Consider the following 18,280-nt stretch of genomic DNA (forward strand, 5'->3'; position numbering starts at 1 on the left):
ACATTATGGTGCGAATTTCTTATGCAAATAATTTGCAAAATCTTCTCGTAAAACGGTGTCATATGACATGGTATTTTGTCCCATAATTTCCAAAGTTGGAAAATATGGAATAAACAAATAATGATCTAATGAGCCAATTGTGTAGTATGCATCATAATCAATCGGCTGATGATGCACTAAAACTTCGCCTGTTTCTGTGACATCAATACCAGACCAAACAATTGTTCCCCACAGATTACCACGAAAGCCCATACCTTTTACACGGGCGTTCTGTAAAAAGCGTTTATTCTTTTTCGTTTCTTGAACCAAACGCCATAAATCAGACCCTTTTAGGATTGAACGCATTGGATGAACTGCATGTGGTAACAGCGCATGTAAATCATTAGCCGTCACAATACCTGCTGGTAAATCATGTAAAAACAAACCAGTCGATAGCATCGCAATGTCAGTATGCGTACGCTCTTTGAGTGCCTCTAATCCTAAATCAATTAAACGATTATCGTACTCTAAATCCATATGATAATCTTGTGGTAAAGACGCAATGACATTTTTTGATAACTGCTCTTCACCACTTTCTCGATATGCCTTTATTTCAACATCATCATTATGAACTGCTGGTAAATCATCTGTTGTAATCGTTCGTGCTTGGATATTAATTAATTTACCATCTTGCATTTCAAAATCAATCCGACCGATGTGATCACCATAACGACCGGCTGCAGCTAATAATGAATTGGCATGTTTTTCACCATAGGCAAGTAAGTGATGTGTATGCGCGCCAATAATAATTTGTAATTCACTATACCGTTCTGCTAAATATCGGTCTGTTGGCAGTCCAAGATGTGACAATAAAATATTAATATCTGTTTTACCAGCTAATTGTGATAATACTTTAGCTAACGCTTGATCGACATCTTCCGGTTGCCATCCCAATAATGGATACGTTAACTCAAATGGCGCAGTGAGTCCTAAAACACCAATTCTCGTTCCTTTTGGTGTCGTGATAATTTTGTATGGTAATGCCCAATCAGGTAGTTTTTGTGTTTGTTTATCCGTCATGTTCCCCAAAATTACTGAGAAATTGGCGTTATCATATAAATGATTAAGCTGTTCATGATTTAGACCAAGACCTTCATTGTTACCGATTGTTACGCCATCATAACCAATTTCATTCATCAAATTAACATTGGCTTGCCCACTCGTTGCTTCAGTTAGCGGATGTTGTCGATCAATAAAGTCGCCAATATCAAATGTCAACACACTCCGTTTATCACGAGTCAGTTGGCGCTTACGCGTAAGTAAATATCGTCGAATTTTAGGCCAACGTTCCAAATGTGAATGCAAATCATTGGTATGTAAAATTGAAATTTTATCTGACATTTTTACCTCCGTTTTGCAAAATCATCGTGTTTACGTTGCATGATGGTTTCGATTTCTGTAAAAGTTAATGGACTCCCCCATGTTGGTCGCTCTACTGCTGTTAAATAATCTAAGTCAGCACTATCAATACCCACATTTATATTTTCAGGAATGGCCACCATTGTATGATGAATATGACCATGCAAATTAATACTATTCTGACTCTTACCAAAAATTAATGGATAATGTGTTAAAAAAAATTGATGATGGTTCGCTTTAACGATACAGCCTACATCTTCGAAAGTATACTTGGCCCGACCATCACTTAGAATTGGATTATGATGACTTAAATATTTAAATAACGACCGTGCATCATGGTTCCCCTTAATCAAGGTAATATGTCCATTGAGCTGTTCCAAAATTTCTGCAACTAATTCGTTGGCACGTCTTTCAGGTCGTACGTGGTTCATCATCGCCACATCTCCTAAATGATAAACTTGATCATTTTTAGACACACGTGTATTCCATGCAGTTATCAAACCTTCATGTTCACCATGAATATTATCGTACGGTCTTGGTGAAAAATGCTGACTAGTTAGTAAGTCTTCATGATAAAAATGTGTATCTGCCGTAAAAAACTCCATCATCAACCTCGTTTCTTAACGCAATTTACCTTGAGCATAGCTATTTAACCACTTTACTAATTGATCAAAATTATCAGGAAAGTCATTGTATCCAACAATTGTTCGCTGCTCTTCATCTGCCCTTTTGATGGTTAGCCCCCACTCTTGCACAATGCCGGGCTGTTTTTTAGCGTAATCGTCATGCCAGTCAGCTATCAACGCTTCTAATTGTCGTTCAACACTCGACCATTGAAAAGTAATATTTTGCCAAACATCAGCAAAAGGACGTAAATTTTTATCGATTGTAATTTGCAATCGATTTTTTTGAGAAAAATCAAATTTTTCATCAGTTATATCCATGATATCTAAATCTAATGCAGCCGGTGCATTAATATAAAAAGCATGATCAGCAATCTTTTTAGCGTAGATATAATCAAATCCGGTTTCTAAATTACCTTGATAAAAAGTTAAGTATTCTAATGTCATATTATTTATCAATCACAATTAAATCAGTTGTGATCCCCTCAGTTAAGTTTTCAAATCCATCGGCCGTTACAACAACATCATCTTCAATCCGGACACCACCAATATTTGTCACATAAATGCCTGGTTCAATCGTTAAAATCATACCCGCTTTAATTTGATCTTCTGCTGGTGCATTGACTGATAAAATAGGCCCTTCATGAATATCAAGACCAACGCCATGCCCAGTTGAATGCGTATATTGGTCGCCGTAGCCAGCATCAGTAATAATATCACGTGCTATTTTATCAACTTGACTAACAGCAACACCATCTTTAACTGCTGCAATCGTTGCTTTTTGTGCCTCTAAAGTCACATCATAAATTTCTTGCAATTGATCATCAATTGCGCCGAATGCAATCGTGCGCGTAATGTCAGATGTGTAACCATCAACATAATAACCAAAATCAATCGTCACTAATTCACCATTTTCAATTGGCTTATCTGAATATGTGCCGTGCGGCAAAGCACCTCGATACCCTGAGGCAACAATCGTATCAAACGATGGCTTATCTGCGCCATGTTGTTTCATTTTGTAATCTAATAGATTAGCAATCTCACGTTCAGTCATTCCCACATGTAGTTCTGATAACATGTCATTAAAACCGGCTACAGCCACCTGAGCTGAATGACGAAGCTTCTTTAATTCTTGTTCATCTTTTATTTCACGTAACGCTTCAATTAAATTAGGAACCGGGGCAATATCAGTACCAACAAAATTTTCATCAATATAATCAAAATCTCGAAATGGCAATGAATCTTCAAACCCCAACTTATCAATTTTAAAACGACGAGCAGCTGCCATTGCAACACCCCAGTAATTACGGGTTACTAATAATTCAACACCTTCTGGTAATTGATCACGATAAGCATCTTCATAACGTGAATCCGTAATCAAAGCAACTTGGTCAGTACCAACTAAAACAAGACCATCACCAGTACCACCAGTAAAACCAGTTAAATAGGCCATATTCATGCCATCAGCAATTAATAAACCATCAATTTTTAAAAGTGTAAACACTTGTCGTACATTTTCAATTCTCGTTGTCATCTTTGCCCTCATTTCTATACTAACTGTATTATAACAAATTGTATCACGTGCTTATTGATAAACTATTGGTTCACTGATTAAACAGTGATTGATAGTCCGCCAATTTAAAGTTACGCCAATCCCAGCATTTACTGGCACAGGTAAATATCCATCTTTAACATAAGGTAAATTATCTGCAATATCAGTCTCATAATAATGATCAAACTGAGCACTATCTACCGGAATCGTATTAGCCCCCGGTAGACTAGCCAAAATTAAATCAACTGCACGTCCTAATCCAGTACCTAGCATGCCACCAATCCATGGCGTCATCTGTGATTGATTAGTCAATTGAATGGCTGTTTTGGTTTGCGTGATGCCCCCCAGTTTTCCTTGCTTGAGTGTTAAAGCTGCCGTGGTATGATGGGCAATTGCTCTTTTGACATCAGTCAGGTTATTTAACGACTCATCTAAACTCAATTTTAGCTGCGATAATTTTTCTTGTGTCTGCTGATGTTTTAACCATGCCGTTGCTGCATACGGCTGCTCAATCATCGCTAGCCCAGCCTGGTCTAACAGTTGCAAGTCTGCTAATCTATCAGAGTTCCAAGCAGCGTTTGCGTCTAATGAAAACATCTGGTTAGGAAAGTCCTTTACCAAAGCTGCAACCATTTGTAGATCAGTTGTCTGATTAATTTTTATTTTGATTCGTTGGTAACCTTTTGCAATCGCATCGATAACTAGTTGTTGCGTCATTTCCCAATCTACTTGCATCCCAATTGCTTTGCTTACCGTAACTTGTTTGATTTGGCCACCTAACAAAGTTGCCAAAGATTGCTGGGTTTGCTTACCATACGCATCCCAAAGTGCCATTTCGATAGCGGCTTTAGCAAATGATAACGTTGTTTTGGATGCTAACCATGCTGCACCATCTTCTGGCCTGTCAAATGTTTGATCAATTAACAACTTGCTGAGTTTTTGCACCATTATTAACGATTGTTGATGTGTCTCATTTACATATTGACTATCAGCAAATGATTGAATTTCACCATATCCCACAACACCAGTTGTTAATTGCACCGCAACAAGTGTAATTGGCCGATGCTTAGTCGTACCATGGGCCGTTTTGAAAGGAGATTTTAACGTTAACATCAATGGATAAAGTTTAATTTTTTGAATTTTCACTGCAGGCCCTTTCCACCATCGTTATTAATCAACCACCAAGTTATTTAAAATATCTGTCACGGTCACCGTTTGTTCAAAATGTACGTTATGCCCGGCATGCGGTATTTGATGCCAAGTGACTTGTGGTAATTGTTGACTCATGCGTTGGTTAATCCGTGTAAACTTCCGATCATTCATTCCTGTTATCAGTGTAACTGGTACCTGCAGTAATGACAATTGTCCCCAAAAGCTGGGCATAGCACCTGTCCCAAAAAAGTATAATGAATTTGAAACATTTTCGGCGTATTGATTAACCCGTTGGTCATGCATGAATTTTTGTTTTGCTATTGGTAAAAGGCGTTGACTATTAAATAGTGGTAGTTGTTCCCATTCCGTAATAAATTGATGCATACCAACTGTAACAACCTTTGCTGCTTTTTTGGCATCAGCAATAATACGTTGTTGGCGTAATCTTTGTGTTGCTAAACCAGCTGTGCCACCTTCCAAAATGAGTTTAGTAATTCTTTTAGGAAATACCGTTGCATATGCTAATGCTAACCGCGCACCCATTGAATAACCAACTAAGTTAACCTTTTGAATGTCCAATTGATTCAATAACGCATTCAGATCATTAACTTGTTCACGCCATCGAAATCGTTGTGCCGGTTTAACCACTTGCGCATTAGGACCGAATCCTAACAAATTTAAGTAAATTCGTGTCCCCTTGGGTTGAACATTCTGATACTCAGCCATGCTCCCCATAAAACCATGCATAAATAGCCAAACTGGTTGACCTGCTCCTGCAATCATCACGTCATATTCATAATTATTTATGACAATTTTTTTGTTCACAATAGCGCCTCTTTAATAGCTTGCGTTAGTTTTTGATGTGCAACCACATTTTGTTCACGATTACTCTTAACTTCAATAATTCGTAAACGAGTTGCCGGTGTGTGCACTAACTCGTATAACAAATCTAAATCATCTACCAACTTATATTCTGCATCATAAAGCCGCGCAATCCGCTCAATTACAATTGGTAACGGTGTCCCAAACATTGGTTCAAAATAAGCTTTTGCTGCTGCTTGTGGCAAGAAAGAAAAAATCCCACCACCTTGATTGTTAACGACTACAATCGTCAATGGTACATGGGCCTGATGACTCAACATCAACCCATTCATATCATGGAATAAGGTCAAATCTCCAGTTAGTAGTGTTGTGGGTTTGCCTGTCATCGCCATACCAAAAGCTGATGAAATGGTTCCATCAATGCCATTAGCACCACGATTAGCAGCAATTTTTATCGGATAATTTGGGACATAATAATTATCCATATCACGGATTGGCATTGAGTTAGCAATAAATAATTGTCCGTTTTCTGGCAAATCAGCTAAAGCAGCTGGAATTTGATATTCCACACCTTTTTCGTCTATTTTCGTCATAAGTGACATTAACGTTGCGGATACTTTTTGCCATTGTTCTAAGAAAGTTGCTTTTCTTACACCCGGCTCAGCAAGTAAATCGGCTACTACTGCATCTACATCTGCAACAACTGTTGTTTGTGCATGACGTGCATGATCATGACCAGCATGTTCTTGACCAATTTGCACAACTGGAATTTTAGCATCACGTAACCAAGCTATTACTTTAGCTGAAACCGGTGTGCCACCAAAACGTATCACAATTTCTGGTTTTAAGTCATCCTTTATGATATTTGCTGCCAATAAACTATCGATACCATTAATGGCATATTCACTAGGTCTAAAATTACTTAATACATCTGCTAGAACGGGTAATTGATAATGCGCTGCTAATTGTTTTAGTTTAGCAATATCCCAACCAACTTCATCGGGTCCTAACAACATCATTGCTTTAGGTTTTCGTAACAATGCTGCTAATGCCTGTGCGTTCTGCCAACTCATTTGTTGTTGACCAACTAAAACACGTTGTGCTGCCACCGTTGGCCAAGATTCACCTAAAATTGGCATCAGTGGCTTGCGTAATGGTAAATTAATTTGAATTGGACCAGCTGGCTTAGTTATTGCCAAACCGACTAATTCTTGCACACGATAATCAATATAGTCTGTAACATCCTCATGATCATCTTGTACAGTAATGGCTGTAAACGCTTTTGTATGTTCACCATATAAGTTTGTTTGATGCACTGTTTGTGGCGCTCCTACTTCCTGTAACTCTTGTGGACGGTCGGTTGTTAGTGCGATTAAGGGAATATGTGAAATACTTGCTTCCATGATTGCTGGTAAATAATTACCTGTTGCTGTACCAGATGTTGCTAATAAAGCGACTGGTTGATGTGTTGTTTTAGCAATGCCTAGGGCAAAAAATGCTGCAGAACGCTCATCCACGTCTACCGTAACACGGACATCATCACGCAACTTTTGCATCTCAGCTAATAGCAACGCAATCGGTGTTGTTCTTGAACCTGGTGACACAACGAAATCACGGACTCCTTGCAAAACAAGGGCAGTTAGTAAATGTTTAATATTAGTGGTTAAACTATCAGTCATGTAATGTTTGCTCCTTTAATACATTCATCATCGGTAATAATTTTAAATCCGTTTCTTGATATTCCATAGCAGCATCAGAATCGGCTAAAATACCAGCACCCGCAAATAAGTTCACTAACTTATTGCGATACCACATTGACCGAATACCAACAATAAATTCACCATCCCCATCTGGCATTATCACACCAATCGGACCACTAAATAAGCCCCGTGGATATTTTTCAATTGCTGCAATCGTCTCTAATGCCCATGTGCTTGGCTTACCACCTAAGGCAGGGGTCGGATGTAATTGTTTAATAATTGCCAATAAACTATTATCAGCAGACAAAGTGCCAGTGATTGGGGTGTATAGATGTTGCACCTGTGGATTTTTTAAAATTTGTGGTGTCTCTGGCATTTTCAACTGTGTAATATTGGCAGCCTCTAAATTAGACTTAATAGTCGCGACAACCGTTTGATGTTCACGACGATTTTTTTGATCATGCCATAGCTCATTAGCTAGTGCTTCATCAGCAGACTCATTTTCCCCACGTTTAATCGTCCCAGCTACTGCAGCCGTTGCTAGTTGACCGTTAGCAACTTTCACCAGCCGCTCTGGTGTTGCAGAAACGAATAATTCCCCACCATGCTTTAATACAAAATGATAACTCGTTGGTTGTGTCTTTTGTAAACTTTTAATGATTTGACGCTCATTTAATGCTGCCGTTAACTGAATTTCTCGTTGACGTCCCAAAACGACTTTTTCATGCACCATATTTTGTTGCATGTCATCAATTGCGACTTGAATCCGTGTATGCCAATCTGTTTCGTCTTTTATAGTTGCAAAATCAGTCCCACTTGATTGTGTTTGCCGTACAAGGTCGATTTTTTGACCCATTACTTGTTGTTTTACAACATCATAAACAACAGCTGGTTGGAAAAAGTAACCGTTCATTAATCGAGAATCATTAATTTGCTGCTCGTCAAAAGCAAAGCCACCAAAAACTGGTTGTAACTGATTTTTTTGAACTTTAGCTAACCAAATTTGTGCTTGTTCAAATGAACCACCAATTAACTCAGCTTGTTTACCAAAACCATAGTACTTTGTTTGCCCGTCAGGGGATGCAAAATACACAGCATCATTCGCTAATTCAAATGACCACTGTAAAGCTTCTTCAGTTACAAATGTCATAATAAGACCTCTCCTTTTAATCTGTTACTTATCGATTTTTATTTTATTGTTCAAATTATTTATCATATCTTTTTTACAAATTTTTTCATAATTATAGTATACAATATGCCTTAACGATACACCCGTTTTCACCAAGAAATCCTATGTAGTAACGATAAACAAAAAAGACCTACTAATTAAATTAGTAAGTCTTTTTAACAGCTAATTACTTAGCAATAATTTCTTTGTATTCTTCACGAGATACAACTGATACTTGGCGCTTGTCACGGCCCATACGACCGAACTTTACAACACCATCAGTCAAAGCAAACAATGTATCATCGTTACCGCGTCCAACGTTCACACCTGGGTAGATGTGAGTACCACGTTGGCGGTAAATGATTGATCCAGCTTTGATGTCTTGTCCGTCGGCACGCTTTGTACCTAGACGACGACCAGCTGAGTCACGACCGTTGGCTGATGAACCACCACCTTTGTGGTGAGCAAGCATCGTCAAGTTATTCAAATTTAATTGCATGATTTAAATCCTCCTATCCGATGGCTTAGGCAATTGAGTCAATGACAACCTTAGTATAAGGTTGGCGGTGACCTTGCTTAGCATGTGAGTGCTTCTTTGGCTTGTACTTGAAAGTAACAACTTTCTTTTCCTTACCTTGCTTCTCAACAGTTCCTGAAACAGTAACACCTTCAACATAAGGTGCACCTAATTTGCCATCAGCGAAGACAACTTTGTCAAAGACAACCTTGTCACCTTCGGCGGCGTCCATCTTTTCGACGTAAATTACGTCACCGGCAGAAACTTTGTATTGCTTTCCACCGTTCTCAATGATTGCATATGATGCCATGAGTCTGTAGACCTCCATAAAAAATTTTTTGTAAAAACTTAGACTCACCAATACCCGCGGACTAAATTAATCACTTAATACAGGTATTGAGTGGTTGCAGTTTGTGAGATACCACAAACACAACATAAAATATTATAACCTAATGCATAATGAAATTCAATCATAAGATATTAATTCACGCCATTAATATAAACCTACCAATTGAAACGAATAAATTAAGCTATTGCATTTTCCCTCTAACCAAACCATGTTTAAAACGAATAACATTGTAACGAAATAATTCAATCTTGTGTGGTATATTATATTAAAATAATATTTTAGAGGATTAATATGAAAAAACATGTTCAACCAATAATTATTCTTTTAGTAATTGCTATTTTTGTTACCAGTCCCATTATTTTAAACAAAACTCCAATCTTGGGTGTTGATGGCTATTTCCATTATGGACGTTTATATGAAAGTGCCATGCAAATTAAGCATTTAAATTTTTCGATGCTTAATCTGTACTCATTTCAACAATCAGGCCGGATTGTTAATGCGCTATATAGTCCTTTTTTGACCTACTTGTTAAGTATTATATTATTAATAGCGGGTTCTTGGTTAAAATTCCAAGTTATTATCAATATATTAGTCTTATTATTAGCAGGACTAACCACCTATTATGTGTCACTAAAACTTGGTTTCAATAAAACCATAAGCATCGGTTTAGGTATTATTTATTTATCTTCCAATGCTATCGCTTCTTTTTTAATTGTCTCTGGTTGGCGTTCGATTGGTTTAGCTTTGCTCCCACTAATCATTCTGCCCATGATGGACATGTTACAAGATAACATAAAATTAAAAAATGCACTTTTCCTAGCATTGGCTGTTAGTTTACAAGTTCAAGGACATTTGTTGAGTGCATCTTTTGCAATTCCTGTGCTCATCGCACCCTTTATTATCGGCTTTATCAAAACACAACACAAAGGTGACATGCTTAAATATTTAGTAACTGCAGTCATTGTTGCCATTATTTTATGTTTGAATTCTATTTTGCCTTATTTGCAAATATCAAACCACAACACATTGGTGCCACCAACACGTATTGATGTGACAACAAACATCTTTAATCCATTCAATGCTTTATCAACTAATGGCATTCCTTTACTAGGTAATCACATTTCAATAGTGGAAAATATTTTAGCAGTCTTAGCTATTTTAAGTTTAACGATGCTTATTTTATTTTGGAAGCAATTACATACGCTCACTAAAATATTAAATTTATCTGGACTAACCTACTTTGTCTTAGGTAGCAATTTGATGCCTTGGTCATCAATACAAACTCATTTACCACAAATCATGCATTTTTTACAATTCTCGTTTAGATTGACATTGGTTGGTGAAATTTTCATTTTATTGGGTACTACTTTAGCCATTAAAGAATTGATAACGACTACCTTTAATGCTAATACTACTATGCCCTTTATCGTAACCGTATTAGCAATACTCAGCGTTATTAGTATAACTGTTTCCGTATCAAATAATGTGATTACAAATACAAGAAACACAACGACTATTGCCCAAAGTGCGGCTATTAATCAAAAGGATCTAAGATTACATCCAATAGATGGTCACCCTGTTAATACCGTTGTCGATCTTATGCCAACTTGGCATAACAAAGATCTCAGTCAATTCATAAATACCGTCGACCGTACAACGCCAGACTACTTACCAATTAATAAAATTGATGAAAATTTAGATTATTATAATTTATATACAGCTCATGTTTCTGAAAAACATAACTTATTCAAAAAAAGTGTTTCACCTCATGGTGTGTTACATATTTTTTGGACCCAAAGTCGGCGTCATGACATTGAATTACCTGCTTTTGTTTATCAAAATACTCTGGTGCATTTAAATCATCGTCTTTTAAAAAACACAACCATTACCAAAACAGCAATTGGTACGATAAAATTGCATGGTATGAAAGGTCATAATGAACTCACTTTGCAATATGAGTCATCTACATTATCAAAGTTATTCATTGTGTTATCTGATGTAAGCTGGTTGTTATTAGTAATCTTTTTATTATTTGCTAAAAAAATGGATCAAAAAAATTATAGATAGTTACTATATCCTTAAGCTCCTAGTATTTTCGCTTCTACAAAAATACTACAAATTAAAAATAGTCCTAGCAATGTTGATTTAACAACATTGCTAGGACTATTTTTTTTGCAACTGGTGGGGTTCGAACCCACAACCTCTCGGGTAGAAACCGAGTGCACTATCCAGTTGTGCTACAGTTGCATAGACAATAGATGCTACAAATATGCATCCGCCTCATCTATTGTACGTTTATTTTCATAATGAATCAAGCTTACTTCTCATTAAAAATTTTTTGAATTGTCTCATCCAATGCTTTCTGCGTCAGATTTAATTCGACTAACCCTAATTTTAAAAAAGACCGCCACGCATGCGCAAAGTCAGCTTGTCGCTTTTGATGGTAACTATTTAATAACATAGTCTTGATGCCCATATATTGATGTGCTAAATGACGTTGTGGAAATTTTTTAAACTGGTCAATATCCTCATCGGTCATCACCATCAAATGCGTCCATTGTTGCTTTAAACTAATTGTCAAAAATTGAACTAACGCTTGCGTATACAGATTAATAATTTCTTCTTCAGCTACTGACAATGTCTCACTTGGCACATTAATCATGATTGACTGTGTTGCCATCATTAGTTTACTTAATGTAACATCTAAATTCAAATAGTCATTTAACAAAATTTGTTTGGGACCAATTGGGACTGACCACTGATTACTAATCATATGTGACATGTCTTTGGTCAGCCGCAAATATTGTGCAATATCCAGTTCTGGCATCTACGCTAACTCCTCAACTGATTTTGGTATCAACACCTCTGGTTTAATAACCGGCTCATTGGCATCATTTGTTTCGGGATCGTTTACTGCCGTCTTTTCAAACACAAGTGGTTCGCTTTCGATTGCTAAATAACGTCGTTCTACAAGGTACCAAGCACCAATAAAATCATAATCTAGCAAAACATCTAACCATGAAATAGTATCCTGACCATCCATTACTTGAAAATGCCAGCGTTGTGCATTTGAAGCAGTTGCATCATTCACATAAAACAAACGCACTTCGACACCACGATCTAATACTAATCCGGCACCATTTGGAATCGCCTGTAAAAAGTAATTTGAATCAGCTGACAAGACAAACAATCGATCCAACATGCCCGCAGGCAATTCCTTTTGTTTCATTGGATACAAAAAATCATCTTGCGTTTCTAAAATATTATAATCAACTTGATAATCAAATTCTTGTTCCATGTAACGACCAAATGTCGTTAATAAATTAGCAATTGGTCGGATTCGTGCCGCTGTTGTTTTTTTACGAAAATTTTCCACCAACAAATCAGTAATTGCATCAGCATTAAAATAAATTTGCCGACGAGTTAGTGACCAATAAAACAAACGCTTTTGTGTCCCTAATTCAGTAAAATAAGCGCCACCATTATCATCATGATTAACTTCAAATTCAAAAGTCGCTGGTTCATCTAAACCAGGGAATACTAGCGTTAATTCTTCTCGCTCTGCTGGTGTCAAAATATCATATGTTGTAACTTTAGCAAATTGTAAAAATCGATCAAAAGCCAATAAATACCAATCAGCTTGCGAATATTGACGTGGCACGACAACCCATTCTGTATCTAAAGACGATGTCGTTAATTGTTGTGCCAACAAATGAACCTTCTTAGGATTATCCGCACTAGCTAATTCATTAACCTGTGCTAATAATTCTTGAATACGTCCAATATCATTTGCAAGTAAATTAACATATGAGTTAACACGTTGCTGTAGATGTTTAGTCATATTAAACACCTCCTTGCTCAGAAGTAGCTTTTAAATTTGATACATAACTTTCATACAAATTAACAACTGCTTGTTGGAAGTTATCAAATGTCCCAAATGCGTCTACAATTGCACGTTGTTCATAAATTAAGATTGTATCTTCCTTTGAATAGCTTAAAATTTGTGCGTTATTCTCTGCAATCAATGCGGGTACTGTTTGCGCTTTAGCGTCAGCTGCGTCTAAATGTTTCAATCGTTCTTTTAATACTTCACGTTGCTCAGACTGACCACGATTACCAAATAGGCCCCCACGTTCTTCGGTGGTAGATAATTGTGCTAATAATTGTGTTCGTTCTGCATCACGTTGATTTTGACCGTCAACAATTTTTTGCAATGTTTCATTTGCACGAGTGGTGTCTTCGATTACCTGTGCGTTATACCGCTGGCCACGTTCAGCTAAACTAACCGCCTTATCAAGCTTTTCATATTCATCATCGTCAAAAATAAAATTAACAGCCAATGGATCTAAAATACCAAAATGACGACGGTCCCACCAATTACCGAAGTATAATTGAAAAACACCCAGTTGTGTTTCTTCATAATAAAAAAATGGAAATGTTTTTGATAGATAACTAATTAATTTTTGACCTAAATGATGACTTAATTCATCACGAATATCATCCACTAAAGTTGCTAATGGCCGATTTGATGCCGTTTCTGATTGATGACGTACCTTTAAATCATACTTTTGATTGTCCAATAGTTCATAAATTTTGCGATCATCCCCCGATACAACCGCAGTTTGAATATCTGCTAAATAATCTAACTTGGTTTGTAACTTTTGTTGTAATCCGGATTGATCTGACGGTAAATCTGTCTGAATATATGGCGTACTTTCCATCTCAACCCCTCCTATTTTTATTGATAAATTATAAATACTGGCAAATAAAATCCGCCTATTACTATCATACAACGATAATGCAAAAAACAACGCTACTTAAGATTAAGTTAGCGTTGTTTTTATAATTTTTTTAGAAATTTTAGTATTGCTCTAGATAATTATCAATTTCCCATTGTGAAACTTCACGACGGTAAGATTGATATTCAAGACGTTTAGCATCAACAAAAGTACGTGCCATGTGCTTTCCGATAGCTGATTGAATAACTTCATCTTCCTGCAATTTGCTTACAGCTTCAAGTAATGTATCTGGCAAATCAGTGATACCTGCACGACGACGTTCACTTTCATCCATTAAGTAAATGTTACGGTCGACAGCATGCGTTGGCTCTAACTTGCGCTCAATACCATCTAGGCCAGCCGTCAAAATAGCTGCAAACGTCAAATAAGGATTAGCAGTTGGGTCAACAGAACGTAATTCTAAACGTGTTGAGTTACCACGAGAAGCTGGAACACGAACCATTGGTGAACGATTTGAACCTGACCAAGCAACATATACTGGTGCTTCGTAGCCAGGTGTTAAACGCTTATATGAGTTAACTGTTGGATTTGTAATGGCAGTAAAGCTAGCGGCGTGTTCTAACACACCACCTAAGAAATGATAGGCAGTCTCTGATAACTGTAACTCACCCTCTTCATCATAAAAGGCATTACCTGCATCATTAAACAATGACATGTTAACGTGCATACCATTTCCATTGATTCCTGAAATAGGCTTTGGCAAGAATGTTGCATACAAGCCATGCTTACGTGCAATGGTTTTAACAATAAGCTTAAACGTTTGAATGTTATCAGCAGCATCTAAGGCATCTGCATACTTAAAATCAACTTCGTGTTGACCAGGCGCAACTTCGTGGTGCGCAGCTTCTACTTCAAAGCCCATCTTTTCCATCTCAAGAACGATTTCGCGACGTGTGTTTTCACCCATATCCAATGGTGCCAAATCAAAATAGCCACCCTTATCATTCAAGTTCATTGTTGGCTTACCTTTTTCATCCAGTTTAAGAAGGAAGAATTCAGGTTCCGTACCAAGATTAAACTTTGAAAAGCCATCGGCAGTCATCTGCTTAAGCACACGCTTCAAGTTACTACGTGGATCACCTGCAAATGGTTCACGATCTACTGTATAGATATCAGCAATTAACCGGGCCACTTTTCCACCATGTTCATCTGTTGCCCATGGAAAAATCATGAAAGTTGCCAAATCAGGATATAGATACATGTCTGATTCTTCGATGCGTACAAATCCTTCAATTGATGAGCCATCAAACATCAAATTATTTGATAGCACCTTTTCTAGTTGTGAAACAGGCACCTCAACGTTTTTGATATTGCCAAAAACATCTGAGAATTGCAACCGTAAAAACTCAACATTTTCATCTACAATTTTCTGTCGGATATCATCTTTTGTGTATGCTCTACGTACCATTAAACTCACGTCTCCTTTATACTGTATACAACTTTTAAAATTTCTGCTGACCATTAAAACGCCCAATATTTAATAACTCATCTGCTAACATATGGCGTAAACTTTCTTCGGAAGGTGCTGTATTATTTTGCTTGCGAAGTTTCTTTGCATCTACTTCGCGAATTTCTGCTACAGTGTAGCCCGCATCTAAATACTCAGCAATTTGGAGTAGACGATCAACATCTTCTAAAGAAAAACGACGTTGTTTACCTGCACCTCTTTGCGGTTCAACCAAACCTTGTTGATCATAATAACGTACTTGACGATCAGTTAACCCCGTTAATTCTCGTACGACACTCATCGGTAAGACAGCCAAATCACGTCGTAATTCTCGTCCACTCATATTACCGACCTCCCTATGCTTAGCATAATACCACTCTCTAATACACAGATGTGCTTTGATGTCAGCTATTCTAACATAAAAGCGTTTAATTGGTCTAAAATTTGGTCTAGCTGGTCAGGTGATTGTACGATATCGTACCATTGAATGTCAGTAAATTGATTATTGAACCAAGTCATTTGTCTTTTCGCATAACGTCGTGAGTTTTGCTTGAGTTTTGCTACGGCATCTTCATAGCTACTAATTCCTGATAAATAATCAAACAATTCTTTATAGCCAATTGCTCGTTGAGCCGTACTGTCATCTGGTAGTGTTTGCACAAATTTTGCTTCATCTAAAATTCCCATCGTCATCATTAAATCCACACGTTGATTAATACGATCATATAAAACTGACCGCTCTGTTGTTAACCCAATAATTGATGCATCATAGCGTCGTTTCGGCTCTGGTTGCAATGATGAAAAAGGCTGACCAGTATGCGTGCTAACTAATAAAGCACGTATTAAACGGCGTATTTGTCCAGGTAAAATCCGTGTCTCACTAATTGGATCAACCACCTTAAGCGCCGAACGGACCGCTATTTCACCTTCTTCATGTGCAATTTGTGTCCAATGCGCGACAAATTCTGGATCTGAAACATCAGGCACAACAGCTAACGGTCGATCTCCTAACAATGCTTGAACATAAAAGCCTGTCCCACCAACTAGAATTGGCAATTTGCCACGTGACGCAATATCAGTAATCGCTTTTTGAGCAGCTTGCACAAATTTTGCAGCCGAATAATTTTCAGTTGGATTGGCAATATCAATTAAATGATGTGGTACTTGGGCTTGTTCTGCTGGTGTTGCTTTAGCAGTACCAATGTCTAACCCCCGATAAATTTGCATCGAATCACCTGAAACAATTTCACCATTAAATTGTTTCGCTAACTTTAATGACAAGGCTGTTTTGCCTACAGCCGTTGGTCCCACAATGACAACCAATTTTTGCATAATTAATTCCTTTTTTTATATTTAATTGCTTGATAGACATTATCCGTAATAACCCCTGCTACTGGTAAATGCATCAATAACCAAGTAACAGTTGGTCGATTAATCGTCCACCAATAAGTTGGTAATTGCCATGGCATAAAAATACGCAAAGGTAAATAACGATAATCCAAATTAACCTGTTGAATAATATTTTCTTTGGCGAGTTGCCAACATTTTCGATTAGGATAATGCCGTAAATAACCAATAGTAACTTGCTTATCTAAAGCACGCCATTCACGCAACGGTTGTTCCCAAAAAGATTGCAACATCACAGGATTTGATAATTGGCATGCCCTTAATTCTTGGTATAACTGATGCGCACCTTGGGCACCCTTTAATTCAATTAGTAATAACCCTTGATAATTTGTTTGCTTTACTAATGTCAAAAAATCACTAAATGTTGGTAAATCCGCAGTTGTCTCCTCATTAATATCGTGTTTGAGTACCAAACGATGATCACTTAATTGTACATCGATTTCTAGACCATCTGCTTCGATATTAATTGCTCGTTCAAATGCCAATAATGAATTTTCAGGTGTACCATGATCATGCACACCACGGTGCGCAATGACGGATTTTTTTAGTAATTGCATTCTAATACCTCTATTTATTAAATGGTTATAAATATGTTAAAATAATTTTAACAAATATTTGGAGGAACATAACATGAAAAAATTTGGGGCGGGCCTTCTAACAGGCGTTATCGGTACAATTGCAGCAACTGCAGCGACTGCTTTTACATTTCACAAAGTAGCAGTTGAGCCAATTGAGGAAGAAGAAGCAAAGTTTGAAGAAACAGAACGTAAATCTGCTCGTAAAGCTGCGCAATCACACGGTAACCGCTTTTAATTGTTATTACCATAATATCAAAAACCAGCTAGATGGTTTAAGCAATTATGCTTAACTGACCTAGCTGGTTTTCATTTATTATTGGTTTGACTTTACTTTCCCCTTGTAAGTATTGAAACCACCTTTCAATACATTTACTTGGTTGTAACCATCTTTGTGCAAAACCTTAGCAATACGGGCAACAAATTGGCCATTCTCATCGTAAAGAAAGACTGGCTTGTCTTTACGTAACGCTGCATGGTTTTCTTTTAATAACATATATTGAATGTTTCGGGCACCAAAGATGTGCTTTGATTTGAACTTAGCTGGTTCTCGAATATCAACAATATCATGGCCATGACTTTGTGCTTCAAAATCTTCACTTGATAATACTGTTGCCGACTGCTTTAGTAATCTATTAGTCCAGATACGACTACCGACCATCCACAATAACCAAATCAAAATAATTACAGATAACGTTATCCACATACTTTAATTCCCCGTTTCTTAATACAATCCTTCTAATATCATACCAAAATTCACGTCATAAATCT

The 18,280-nt window shown here is 37.1% G+C and carries 20 protein-coding genes, 1 tRNA gene and 1 other annotated feature; of the genes, 2 read left to right on the forward strand and 19 right to left on the reverse strand.

The genetic code is table 11. The features are described from left to right. Nucleotides 1–3 precede the first annotated feature (3 nt). The 10 genes from G7Y65_RS00295 to rplU all read right to left on the reverse strand — a co-directional run bounded on the left by G7Y65_RS00295 (nt 4) and on the right by rplU (nt 9,242). Nucleotides 4–1,380, reverse strand: coding sequence for a bifunctional metallophosphatase/5'-nucleotidase (locus G7Y65_RS00295; RefSeq protein WP_042491633.1), 1,377 nt, complete (start codon nt 1,378–1,380; stop codon nt 4–6). A 2-nt stretch (nt 1,381–1,382) separates the two neighbouring features. After that, complete coding sequence (locus G7Y65_RS00300) at nt 1,383–2,003, reverse strand: metallophosphatase (RefSeq protein WP_165314468.1); 621 nt, start codon at nt 2,001–2,003, stop codon at nt 1,383–1,385. 15 nt (nt 2,004–2,018) lie between these two features. Continuing rightward, nucleotides 2,019–2,468, reverse strand: coding sequence for a hypothetical protein (locus tag G7Y65_RS00305; RefSeq protein ID WP_042491636.1), 450 nt, complete (start codon nt 2,466–2,468; stop codon nt 2,019–2,021). 1 nt (nt 2,469) lies between these two features. After that, nucleotides 2,470–3,567 carry an aminopeptidase P family protein gene (locus tag G7Y65_RS00310; protein ID WP_338117071.1) on the reverse strand — a complete coding sequence of 366 codons (1,098 nt, stop codon included), beginning with the start codon at nt 3,565–3,567 and terminating at the stop codon, nt 2,470–2,472. Nucleotides 3,568–3,606: 39 nt separating this feature from the next. Beyond that, nucleotides 3,607–4,719 (reverse strand): o-succinylbenzoate synthase, encoded by a 1,113-nt coding sequence (gene menC / locus G7Y65_RS00315; RefSeq protein ID WP_240006066.1) that lies wholly within the window; start codon nt 4,717–4,719, stop codon nt 3,607–3,609. Between the two features lie 24 nt (nt 4,720–4,743). After that, nucleotides 4,744–5,550, reverse strand: a complete 807-nt coding sequence (gene menH, locus G7Y65_RS00320; RefSeq protein ID WP_052348358.1) for a 2-succinyl-6-hydroxy-2,4-cyclohexadiene-1-carboxylate synthase — start codon at nt 5,548–5,550, stop codon at nt 4,744–4,746. Continuing rightward, nucleotides 5,547–7,226: a 2-succinyl-5-enolpyruvyl-6-hydroxy-3-cyclohexene-1-carboxylic-acid synthase gene (gene menD, locus G7Y65_RS00325; RefSeq protein WP_165314469.1), complete on the reverse strand. Its 1,680-nt coding sequence runs from the start codon at nt 7,224–7,226 to the stop codon at nt 5,547–5,549. Before menD ends, menH begins: the two co-directional genes overlap by 4 nt. After that, nucleotides 7,219–8,397, reverse strand: coding sequence for an isochorismate synthase (locus G7Y65_RS00330; protein WP_042491641.1), 1,179 nt, complete (start codon nt 8,395–8,397; stop codon nt 7,219–7,221). The genes menD and G7Y65_RS00330 overlap by 8 nt, the downstream gene beginning before the upstream one ends. 205 nt (nt 8,398–8,602) lie before the next feature. After that, a complete protein-coding gene (gene rpmA / locus G7Y65_RS00335; protein WP_042491643.1) occupies nt 8,603–8,914 on the reverse strand; it encodes a 50S ribosomal protein L27 in 312 nt (103 codons plus the stop codon). 25 nt (nt 8,915–8,939) lie between these two features. Further along, nucleotides 8,940–9,242: a 50S ribosomal protein L21 gene (gene rplU / locus G7Y65_RS00340; protein ID WP_042491645.1), complete on the reverse strand. Its 303-nt coding sequence runs from the start codon at nt 9,240–9,242 to the stop codon at nt 8,940–8,942. A 30-nt stretch (nt 9,243–9,272) separates the two neighbouring features. Continuing rightward, nucleotides 9,273–9,348: a sequence feature (ribosomal protein L21 leader region), on the reverse strand. A gap of 224 nt (nt 9,349–9,572) precedes the next feature. On the opposite strand from rplU, the gene G7Y65_RS00345 reads away from it, so the two are divergent. Continuing rightward, entirely contained in the window at nt 9,573–11,348 is a 1,776-nt protein-coding gene (locus G7Y65_RS00345) for a putative glycosyltransferase family protein (RefSeq protein ID WP_165206519.1), read from the forward strand. 106 nt (nt 11,349–11,454) lie between these two features. Here G7Y65_RS00345 and G7Y65_RS00350 read toward each other — a convergent pair. From G7Y65_RS00350 to G7Y65_RS00385, 8 genes are all read right to left on the reverse strand, one after another. Next, nucleotides 11,455–11,528: transfer RNA gene (locus G7Y65_RS00350), tRNA-Arg, on the reverse strand. A gap of 70 nt (nt 11,529–11,598) precedes the next feature. Further along, nucleotides 11,599–12,108 carry a dUTPase gene (locus tag G7Y65_RS00355; RefSeq protein ID WP_141926896.1) on the reverse strand — a complete coding sequence of 170 codons (510 nt, stop codon included), beginning with the start codon at nt 12,106–12,108 and terminating at the stop codon, nt 11,599–11,601. After that, nucleotides 12,109–13,122, reverse strand: a complete 1,014-nt coding sequence (locus G7Y65_RS00360; protein WP_240006067.1) for a hypothetical protein — start codon at nt 13,120–13,122, stop codon at nt 12,109–12,111. A 1-nt stretch (nt 13,123) separates the two neighbouring features. Further along, nucleotides 13,124–14,002 carry a hypothetical protein gene (locus G7Y65_RS00365; RefSeq protein WP_042491651.1) on the reverse strand — a complete coding sequence of 293 codons (879 nt, stop codon included), beginning with the start codon at nt 14,000–14,002 and terminating at the stop codon, nt 13,124–13,126. A gap of 139 nt (nt 14,003–14,141) precedes the next feature. After that, the gene (glnA, locus tag G7Y65_RS00370; RefSeq protein WP_042491652.1) at nt 14,142–15,488 is read right to left on the reverse strand and encodes a type I glutamate--ammonia ligase; all 1,347 of its coding nucleotides are present in this window, start codon (nt 15,486–15,488) and stop codon (nt 14,142–14,144) included. A 34-nt stretch (nt 15,489–15,522) separates the two neighbouring features. After that, the gene (locus G7Y65_RS00375; RefSeq protein ID WP_137600437.1) at nt 15,523–15,870 is read right to left on the reverse strand and encodes a MerR family transcriptional regulator; all 348 of its coding nucleotides are present in this window, start codon (nt 15,868–15,870) and stop codon (nt 15,523–15,525) included. A 65-nt stretch (nt 15,871–15,935) separates the two neighbouring features. Next, nucleotides 15,936–16,859 (reverse strand): tRNA (adenosine(37)-N6)-dimethylallyltransferase MiaA, encoded by a 924-nt coding sequence (gene miaA, locus G7Y65_RS00380; RefSeq protein WP_042491656.1) that lies wholly within the window; start codon nt 16,857–16,859, stop codon nt 15,936–15,938. Nucleotides 16,860–16,861: 2 nt separating this feature from the next. Beyond that, complete coding sequence (locus tag G7Y65_RS00385) at nt 16,862–17,491, reverse strand: glycerophosphodiester phosphodiesterase (RefSeq protein ID WP_042491658.1); 630 nt, start codon at nt 17,489–17,491, stop codon at nt 16,862–16,864. Nucleotides 17,492–17,564: 73 nt separating this feature from the next. Between G7Y65_RS00385 and G7Y65_RS00390 the strand changes: the two genes are divergently transcribed. After that, on the forward strand, nt 17,565–17,747 hold the full coding sequence (locus tag G7Y65_RS00390; protein ID WP_042491660.1) for a DUF3042 family protein: 183 nt from the start codon (nt 17,565–17,567) through the stop codon (nt 17,745–17,747). 78 nt (nt 17,748–17,825) lie between these two features. Here the strand turns inward: G7Y65_RS00390 and G7Y65_RS00395 are convergent, their stop codons facing one another. Beyond that, complete coding sequence (locus G7Y65_RS00395) at nt 17,826–18,215, reverse strand: rhodanese-like domain-containing protein (protein ID WP_165314470.1); 390 nt, start codon at nt 18,213–18,215, stop codon at nt 17,826–17,828. Nucleotides 18,216–18,280: the final 65 nt, after the last annotated feature.

Origin of the sequence: Weissella sagaensis, from assembly GCF_010306265.1 — a bacterium.
Taxonomy (GTDB): domain Bacteria; phylum Bacillota; class Bacilli; order Lactobacillales; family Lactobacillaceae; genus Weissella; species Weissella sagaensis.